Below are 8,331 nucleotides of genomic sequence, written 5' to 3'. Positions count from 1 at the left end.
GACTCGATCGTCTCCTTCACGTCTTCCCACACCCCGCCGGGCGATTGCTCGCCGTTTACCTCCGCCAGCCGACCCTGCTCTTCGTAGTGTTCGATGACGGGCTCCGTATTCTCCCGATAGACGCGCAGGCGCTCCCGTACCGTCTCCTCGGTGTCGTCCTCGCGTTGGATCAGTTCCCCGCCGCAGTCGTCGCAGACGCCCGCTTCCGACGGCGGATCGAAGTCGACGTGGTAGTTGGCGCCACAGTCAGCACAGACTCGCCGACCCGTGAGTCGATCGACCAGCTCGTCCTCGCCGACCGCCAGCGAGAGGACGACGTCGAGGTCCGTCATGTCCTCGAGTTCCTCGGCCTGTTCCATGTTTCGGGGGTAGCCGTCGAGGACGAACCCGTCGGCCTGGGTCAGCGCCTCCTCGACGATGGCGTTGACGACCGCGTCGGGGACGAGTTCGCCGCGGTCCATGTACTCTCGCGGCGTGTCGTACTCCAGATCGAGCTCCGAGATGTCCATCCCCTTGTTCGCCCGGAGCGCGTCCCCGGTGGTGACGTGCTCGACGTCGAACTCCTCGGCGATTCTCCCGCTCTGGGTTCCCTTGCCCGCGCCCGGTGCGCCGAGGATCAGGATCCGTGGCTGGCTCATGGCCGGAGGTTCGCCGCCGTCGCATAAATGTTTAAAGAATGCCCCGCGAATTCGGCAACGTGACGCGATTCGATGCGACGACCGCGGCCGACCGTCAGCGGCTGATCGTCGAGGCGATCGCCGCCCACCGCGAGCGTGCGAGCCCGTTCTGCACGTTCGAAGTCGATCCGGCCTCGGCGGCGGACGTCGAAACGCTGGGCGTCCCCTGGATCCAGTTCGTCGACGGTATCGTCAACCTCGACTGCACCGAGGACGAACTCGAGCGATGCAAGTCGTTGATCGAGGAGTTCCCGGCGTTCAAGATCGACGAGCTGACCCGACCCGAGGATGCAGAGGGAGTGAACGTGCGCGTGAGCGCGAAGGCCGACGCGAATCGGATCGCCCAGTTCGTCGATCGGGCGTTCGAACGCGTGTTCGACCTGCCGGGCGAGTACCGGCTGTGGGTCGTCGAGCTCTGAACCGGGTCGACGGGGTACCAGCAGTCGTCGAGCCCCATACGGACGGGCGGCCGGCGCGGTGGATCGGGTAACGAGACCGACGGGCGTTCAGTGCAGACCGTCGACGATCAGGGGTCGACCGCCCTGGTCAGCCTATTCGGAGGTCGCCGTCCCCCTCGTCGCCCGACTCGCCCTCGTCCCACTCGAGTTCGAACTCGACGCTCAGTTCGGCCGCACCGCTACCCTCGACCTCCCGCTCGGCTTTGATTTCGAACGTCGGACGCGTCGGGGGATCCATCGTCACCGAGTCGGAGCCGGATTCCAGCGAGACGGGGTCGCCGCCGTCGAGCGCGTCGGCGACCGAGCGCAGATAGTCGGCGATCTCGCCGCGGTCCATCCGTCGCTCGAATTTGAAAAGTACCTCTTCGGTCATACCGATGGATACGCCGAGCGGCGTATTGAGGGTGTCGTCGTCCGTGTCGAAATCGGTCGGTGACGACCACCACCGAACACGACGACCGTTCGATCCCGAACCGCCGGTAACGAACCATCACCGGACGGAAAGGGGGCGTTGTCGCGAGGGCCGCTCGACCGCGTAACGACAGAATCAAGAGACGGGACCCGAACCTCGAAATGAGGAGCGGACGGTGGCGGGAGAGTCGAACCTGTTCGGTTTCGACGGTTCGCGGCGTCAACAGGCCGAAATCGGCGAGCCGTTTCCCAAATAGATAAGTGCTCCCGGCCGCCATCGTCCGACATCAAACCCCGGAAAACCGAGGTGAATACAATCTACGCCGAACTACTGACCCCGTTACAACAGACGCGCGTCGACGTCTTCGAGGAGATCTTTCTGGTCTTCCTCGGACTCGGCACCCTCGTCGGCATCGTCGTGGTCGCGTACACCATGTACAACGCGTACAAGTACCGCGATGTCGAGGAGCAGGCGGCCGAGGACGTCGACCGTCCGACCGTGGGAGAACTGCCGGTCGGTGGAGAGGGCGGCAAGAAACTGTTTCTCTCGTTCGGCCTCAGCGCGATCATCGTCGTCTCGCTGATCATCTGGACCTACGGCATGCTGCTGTACGTCGAAGACGGGCCGGACGAACTGGAGAACGGAGACAACGTCGAGATCGACGTCACGGCCTCGGCGTTCGCGTTCAGCTACGACTACCAGTATCAGGACGACGAGTACAGCGTCACGAACGAGCTCATCGTGCCACAGGGAGAACCGGTGGAGGTGGACGTGACGTCGAGTGACGTCTGGCACACGTTCGGCATATCGCAGGAACGCGTCAAAGCGGACGCGATCCCCGGCGAGAGCGACGAGACCTGGTTCGTCGCCGAGGAGACCGGACAGTTCGAGAACGCCGTCGAGTGCTTCGAACTCTGTGGGAACGGCCACAGCAGCATGCAACACGACATGATGGTCGTCGACGCGGACCTGTTCGACGCCGCCTTCGAGGCGGGCGCCGTCGGCGAGCTGTGGGACGCCATCGAGGCCGGCGAACTGAGCGTCGACTCCTCGCCGGAGGAACTCGACCAGCACCTCGAGGACCTCGAAGCGGAGGAAGAAGCCGACGACGAGGATGATGACGAAGCGGAGAACGACAACGATGACGACGGAGACGGCGACGATGAAGACGAGGCCGACGAAGACGACGACGAGGGAGGTGAGGACTGATGGGTGACCTGCCGCCCAAGCGCTCGATCAAGCGCTGGCTGGTGACGACCAACCACAAGGACGTGGGAGTCCTCTACCTCTCGACCGCGCTGTTCTTCCTGCTCTTCGGCGGAATCCTCGCGCTCCTGTTCCGCGCGCACCTCTGGGAGGCCGGCGGAACCGGCCTGCTCACGGACAGCGAGTTCAACCAGAGCGTCACGGCTCACGGGCTGTTGATGGTGTTCTGGTTCCTCTCGCCGTTCGCGTTCGGGTTCGCGAACTACTTCGTGCCCCTGCAGATCGGCGCGAAAGACCTCGCGTTCCCCCGACTGAACGCGATGAGCTACTGGTTCTACCTGTTCTCGGGCACGTTGCTGGCCGTCTCGTTCTTCCAGGGCGGCACCTTCGGCGGCGGCTGGACGATCTACGCGCCGCTGAACGTGCCGACGTACACGCCCGCGCTCGAGGCGACCACCGGCGCGAACTCGACCATCCTCGCGCTGTTCCTGTTCACGGTCTCGGTCACGATGGGGACGGTGAACTTCATGACGACGATCCACCGCCAGCGCGCGGAGGGGATGGGGCTCTGGAACATGCCCCTGTTCACGTGGTCGATCCTGCTGACCGTCTGGATGATGCTGTTCGCGTTCGCGGCGCTGCTCGCGGCGCTCATGCTGCTCACGATGGATCGCATCTTCCTGACCCAGTACTTCGCGACCGACACCGGGTCGGGGCTGCTGTGGGCGCACCTCTTCTGGTTCTTCGGTCACCCCGAGGTCTACATCGTCTTCTTCCCGGCGCTCGGGATCATGTTCGAGACCTTCCAGACGTTCTGCGGTCGACGGCTGGTCGGCCGGAAGTGGGTCATCATCGCGATGATCCTGGTGGCCGTCCAGTCGTTCCTCGTCTGGATGCACCACATGTTCCTGACGACGATCAACCTCGAGATCAAGACGCTGATGATGGCGACCACCATCGGCATCTCGCTGCCGTTCGACCTGATGGTGTTCGCCCTGATCTACACGATGGTGAAAGGACGGGTTCGGTTCACGACCCCGTTCCTCTTCTCGCTGGGGGCGCTCGTGCTGTTCATCCTCGGCGGGATCACCGGCGTCTTCCTCGGGGCCGTCGTCCTCGACTACGAGTTCCGTGGCACCTACTGGGTCGTCGCGCACTTCCACTACGTGATGGTCTCCGGCGTCACCGCGCTGATCGGCGGGCTCTACTACTGGTGGCCGAAGTTCTCCGGTCGGATGTACAACGAGTTCGTCGGCAAGGTCCACTTCGCCGCGTACTTCGTCGGGTTCAACCTGCTGTACTTCCCGATGTTCCTCGCCTGGGAGACGCCCCGCCGGGTCTTCCACTACAGCTCTGGCGACCTGCTCTGGCAGCAGATGGCGACGGTCGGGGCGTTCGTCTTCGGCCTCTCGTTCCTGATCATGTTCGCCAACCTGGCCTGGAGCCTGGTCTACGGGCCGAGGGCACCGGACAACCCGTGGAAGTTCTCCCGGACGGCCGAGTGGGCGATTCCCTCGCCGCCGCCGCTCGACAACTGGCCAGGTCGGCCGAGCTACGCGAGCGGTCGGCTCGAATTCGTCGAGGAGACCGACGCCCACCCCGCCGGGAGCGCCGCGACCGACGGCGGCACCGTCGAGGCCAGCGCGGTCGAGGCCGACGCCGAAGTCGGCGTCGCCGACGAACACGCCCACGAGGAAGAACACGCCGACCACGCCAGCATCTGGCCGCTGATGGTCGGCATCGGCGCGTTCACGATGTTCCTCGGACTCTCGGGGATGACGCCGTGGGTCGAATCGTGGATGTCGACCCAGATCGACGAACACATGGTGGGCGTCTCGCACAGCTACGTGGGGAGTGACGCGTCGACGTCGACGCTCTTCGGCGTGATCCCGATCTACCCGGCGATCCTGGCGATCGGGGTCCTGTTCACCGGGGCCTCCCTGTTCCAGTTCGGCCGCGAGCAGTTCGAGGCACCCACCATGGAGATCGCCGAACGCTGGCCGTTCGAGCGGGTCGGCAACACCAAGTTCGGCGTCTGGGTGTTCCTGGCCTCGGACGTCATCGTCTTCGGTGCGGCCATCGGCGCCTACATCTTCATGCGCCTCTGGGCCGGCTGGGGCGCGTTTGAACCAGTCCCGGACTACACGTGGGCGGGCTTGCTCAACACCTACATCCTGCTCACCTCGAGCTTCACGGTCATCCTCGCGCTCGTGATGGCCGAACGATCGAACAAGAAGGGGTTGATGGCCTGTCTCGGCGCCACCATCCTGCTCGGGCTGACGTTCATGGTCGTGAAAGCCTGGGAGTGGGGCGGTAAGTTCGCCGCCGGCGACTACTGGTTCAGCGGCCTCCAGTACTCGCTGTACTACGTCACGACCGGCCTCCACGCCCTGCACGTGATCCTGGGGCTGCTCATCGGCGGCTTCATGATCTACCGGATCTACACGATCGACGCCTACCTCGAAGACGAGCGGCCGGTGGAGTTCTTCGGGCTCTACTGGCACTTCGTCGACATCGTCTGGGTCATCCTCTTCCCGCTGTTCTACCTGATGTAGGCCCCGGCGGCCGGTTTTTCGGCCGTCCGCTCCCGAGCGAATCGGGCGCGAACGAACGCGACTCCGCTCGATCCGGGCGAACCGTAATCGTCACGCGTCACGTTCCCGGGTTCGGCCGTGGCGACGACCGGATCGGCCCCGGCGACGACCGATCGGCCACGGCGAACCGAACCGTCGATTCCGGATCGGCGACGCCGTCGGCAACCGCTCGAGCCCTGGCTGAACGCCTCGGTCGGGACGCGGGATTGTGCGTACCGAGACGGACCGGTGATCGGACCGACAGAACGGCGATCGCTGCGGGCCGTGTCGCACCTCGCGGGACGCGGCGTTCCCGGCGAGAGACGGCGTCGATCAGCAGCACGGTCCCACCGGCGGGAGGTGATAGCCGATGTCGCGGTCGCCCGCTCGATCGACCGGTGAGAAGGGGAGACCGATTCAGCGGTCGACGGCTCGGGCGCGGACCGCGAGCCAGCACAACGCTGCGAGGACCGCCGCGGCGAGGACCGCACCCGACGACGGCGATGGGGAGCCGATAGGATCCGACCCCTCGGTCGCGGTCGCCCGGGGCCGCGACAGCGTCACGTCGTGGGAGACGGTGGTCGCGCGCGGAAGAGTCAATCGCTCCTCGGCGGTGACGTAACCGTCTGCCGACACCGACACCGTCCGATCGCCGGCCGGGATCGTCAGCCCGTAGCGCCCCGCCGCGTCCGTCTCGGTGACCGCCCCGTCGACGGTTACGGTAGCCCCCTCGATGGGCGCTCCCGACTCGTCCGCAACGGTCCCCGAGACGGTCGCGCCGGCGAGTTCGTCGGCGGCCGCAGCGACGTCGACGACGCCGTGGCCGTACCGGTCGCTCGACCCGCCGTCGGGACGGGTCGCCGTCGCCGTCAGCACCTCCCGTGCGTCCGTCCCGTCGACGTCCTCGCCGATCGAGTCCAGCAACCCGACGGCCCCCGCGACGTGCGGCGTGGCCATCGAGGTTCCGGAGATGTCCGCGTACTCGCCGCCGGGCCAGGTGCTCGTGATACGGACGCCGGGGGCGACCACGTCGGGAACGTGGTACGTTTCGGGCCACTCCGGCGGGGGCGCCGCCCACTCCTCGCGGTCGACTGCCCGACCGCCGGAGAAGTCGGCGGCGAGCCCCTCGTCGTCGACCGCACCGACCGCGAACGCGTCGTAGACGCTCGCCGGAGAACCGGACGTGCCCGGCCCGTCGTTACCGATCGCGGCGACGACCGCGGTACCGCTCGCCTCGGCGTTGCGGACGGGGTCGACGAAGCCGTCGACCGTTCCGTTCACCCCGAAGCTCATGGTCAGCACGTCGGCCTCCTGGGCGACCGCCCACTCCATCCCCGCGACCACCTGCGCGAACGTTCCCGACCCCTCGGGGAGCACGAGCCCGTGCAACAGCTCGGCCTCGGGGGCCACGCCGACTGCGATGGCGCTCGCGTCGCCACCCGCGACCGTCCCGCTCACGTGGGTCCCGTGGGTGGCCGTGTCGTGGGGCGTGGAGCCCGGCACGAGCGCTCCGTGCCGGTCGAACTCGGCCCAGCCGCCGGGATGGGTCGGGTCGCCGTCGACATCGGAGTGGAGCTCGAGGTCCGGGTGCTCGGCGTCGAGACCGGTGTCGAGCACCGCGATACGCGTGCCGGCGCCCCGGGCGTCGTACTCCCCCCAGACGCGCGGGACTCCGATGCGGTCGATCGCTCCCGTCGCCTCGCCGGCGGTCGACCTGGCCGCCCGGTCCGTCGTCCCGCTCGCGACGCCCGCCGCCGAGCCATCGACCAGTTCGACGTCGAAGTTCTCGTGAACCGCCACCACGCCGTCGACGTCTGCCAGCGCCTCAACGTCCACATCGTCGAGATCCGCCTCCAGGACGACCGCGTTCGTCACCCAGAACGCGCTCTCGATCGTCAGGGCATCGGTCGATTTCACCTCGGCTTGCAGGGGCTCCCGCGTCTCCGCGGCGTGGGCTTCGAGGTGCGCGACGGGGTCGTCGGCGGTATCGGGCGGGGTCGTCCCCTCGAGGCGAACGACCACCTCGGTCGGCCCGTCCGCGTCGAGAAGTACGTCGTCGACTGGCACCTCGCTCGCGTTCGGCTCCCCGGTCGTGACCCCCGCGAGGGAGTTCCCGGCGTCGAGTGCGGTCGCCGACCCGGCGCCGACGAGCCAGAGCGAGCCGATCGCGAGCACCAGGGTGACGATCGCGATGGTGCCGACCGCGCCACCGACACGACCGGCGGCCTTTCCGGTCGGCGAACTCGACATGTTGGCCGTACCTCAAACCGGTGGGGCAAAGTCTTTGGGAAAGCGGGCACCGACCGTACGAGGGTCGCTCGACGTCGTCTCACCCGTCGGCGCGACGCGGAAAATCCGTCCCGTCGTCGGCCGTCACGTCCGGAACCGACGTGACACGCGGAAAACGCCCGAACCAGTTCCCCGATCGCATGAGGAAGCTATAAGTGAGCGCCTCACCGAGGATTTCCCAATGACGAGCGTCAGGACCTATACGATCATCTACGTGGTGTTGTTGGCGCTGGGCACCGGGAAGTTCCTCTTTTTCACGTTCGACTTCCCGTACGCGTGGGCGATGGGCGGAACGATGCTTCTGGCCGTCATCAAGTCCCTACTCATCGCGGGTTACTACCAGCACCTGGTTGACGAACCGCGCTCGATCTCGTACATGATGGCCATCGCCGTGTTCATGGTCTTCCTGCTCACGATCGCGGCGGGTTACTCGATCCAGGGATAGGCGTCGATCGCAGAAACTTCGTGTCGAATCCCACGTAGTGTAGCAACTCGAACGGCCGAAACGCAGCTCCGGCGTTTTCGTACTCATCTTCCTTCAGGGTCGACGATTGACTGACGACCGTCCACATCGACCGCGATGCAAACGTGTATGCAGCGCTGCGTGAACGGAAGGCGAGAGTCGGTCGGAGAGATCCCTACGCGTCGTATCTCGACGGGCGATGTTGGGAGTGACCAGCGACGAGATCGAGCGCGTGTGACCAGCGACGAGATCG

Annotated in this window: 7 protein-coding genes; 4 read left to right on the top strand and 3 right to left on the bottom strand. The window is 66.3% G+C overall.

Annotation, left to right across the window (positions count from 1 at the left end; translation table 11 throughout):
- Nucleotides 1–638, bottom strand: a 638-nt coding sequence (locus QZT59_RS15285) for an adenylate kinase (protein WP_290818336.1), incomplete at its 3' end; no start/stop codon positions are given.
- A gap of 59 nt (nucleotides 639–697) precedes the next feature.
- Between QZT59_RS15285 and QZT59_RS15280 the strand changes: the two genes are divergently transcribed.
- The gene (locus QZT59_RS15280; RefSeq protein ID WP_290818334.1) at nucleotides 698–1,096 is read left to right on the top strand and encodes a hypothetical protein; all 399 of its coding nucleotides are present in this window, start codon (nucleotides 698–700) and stop codon (nucleotides 1,094–1,096) included.
- Nucleotides 1,097–1,223: 127 nt separating this feature from the next.
- Here QZT59_RS15280 and QZT59_RS15275 read toward each other — a convergent pair whose 3' ends face one another.
- Nucleotides 1,224–1,508 (bottom strand): amphi-Trp domain-containing protein, encoded by a 285-nt coding sequence (locus QZT59_RS15275; protein ID WP_290818330.1) that lies wholly within the window; start codon nucleotides 1,506–1,508, stop codon nucleotides 1,224–1,226.
- 345 nt (nucleotides 1,509–1,853) lie between these two features.
- Between QZT59_RS15275 and coxB the strand changes: the two genes are divergently transcribed.
- Nucleotides 1,854–2,756: a cytochrome c oxidase subunit II gene (gene coxB / locus QZT59_RS15270; RefSeq protein WP_290818328.1), complete on the top strand. Its 903-nt coding sequence runs from the start codon at nucleotides 1,854–1,856 to the stop codon at nucleotides 2,754–2,756.
- Nucleotides 2,756–5,308 carry a cbb3-type cytochrome c oxidase subunit I gene (locus QZT59_RS15265; protein WP_290818325.1) on the top strand — a complete coding sequence of 851 codons (2,553 nt, stop codon included), beginning with the start codon at nucleotides 2,756–2,758 and terminating at the stop codon, nucleotides 5,306–5,308. Before coxB ends, QZT59_RS15265 begins: the two co-directional genes overlap by 1 nt.
- A gap of 435 nt (nucleotides 5,309–5,743) precedes the next feature.
- On the opposite strand, the gene QZT59_RS15260 is transcribed toward QZT59_RS15265, so the two are convergent.
- A complete protein-coding gene (locus QZT59_RS15260) occupies nucleotides 5,744–7,576 on the bottom strand; it encodes a S8 family serine peptidase (RefSeq protein ID WP_290818321.1) in 1,833 nt (610 codons plus the stop codon).
- Nucleotides 7,577–7,796: 220 nt separating this feature from the next.
- Between QZT59_RS15260 and QZT59_RS15255 the strand changes: the two genes are divergently transcribed.
- Nucleotides 7,797–8,060, top strand: a complete 264-nt coding sequence (locus QZT59_RS15255; RefSeq protein ID WP_290818318.1) for a cytochrome C oxidase subunit IV family protein — start codon at nucleotides 7,797–7,799, stop codon at nucleotides 8,058–8,060.
- Nucleotides 8,061–8,331 lie beyond the last annotated feature (271 nt).

Origin of the sequence: Halovivax sp., assembly GCA_007119345.1 — an archaeon.
Classification (GTDB): Archaea; Halobacteriota; Halobacteria; order Halobacteriales; family Natrialbaceae; genus Halovivax.
Note: the sequence above shows the minus strand (reverse complement) of the source record. Positions and strands in the feature narration are given on the sequence as shown.

What these genes read in the sequence shown, in the direction of transcription:
- QZT59_RS15275 (WP_290818330.1), bottom strand. Translation starts at nt 1,508, where the DNA reads ATGACCGAAGAGGTACTTTTCAAATTCGAGCGACGGATGGACCGCGGC.
- QZT59_RS15265 (WP_290818325.1), top strand. Translation starts at nt 2,756, where the DNA reads ATGGGTGACCTGCCGCCCAAGCGCTCGATCAAGCGCTGGCTGGTGACG.
- QZT59_RS15260 (WP_290818321.1), bottom strand. Translation starts at nt 7,576, where the DNA reads ATGTCGAGTTCGCCGACCGGAAAGGCCGCCGGTCGTGTCGGTGGCGCG.
- QZT59_RS15255 (WP_290818318.1), top strand. Translation starts at nt 7,797, where the DNA reads ATGACGAGCGTCAGGACCTATACGATCATCTACGTGGTGTTGTTGGCG.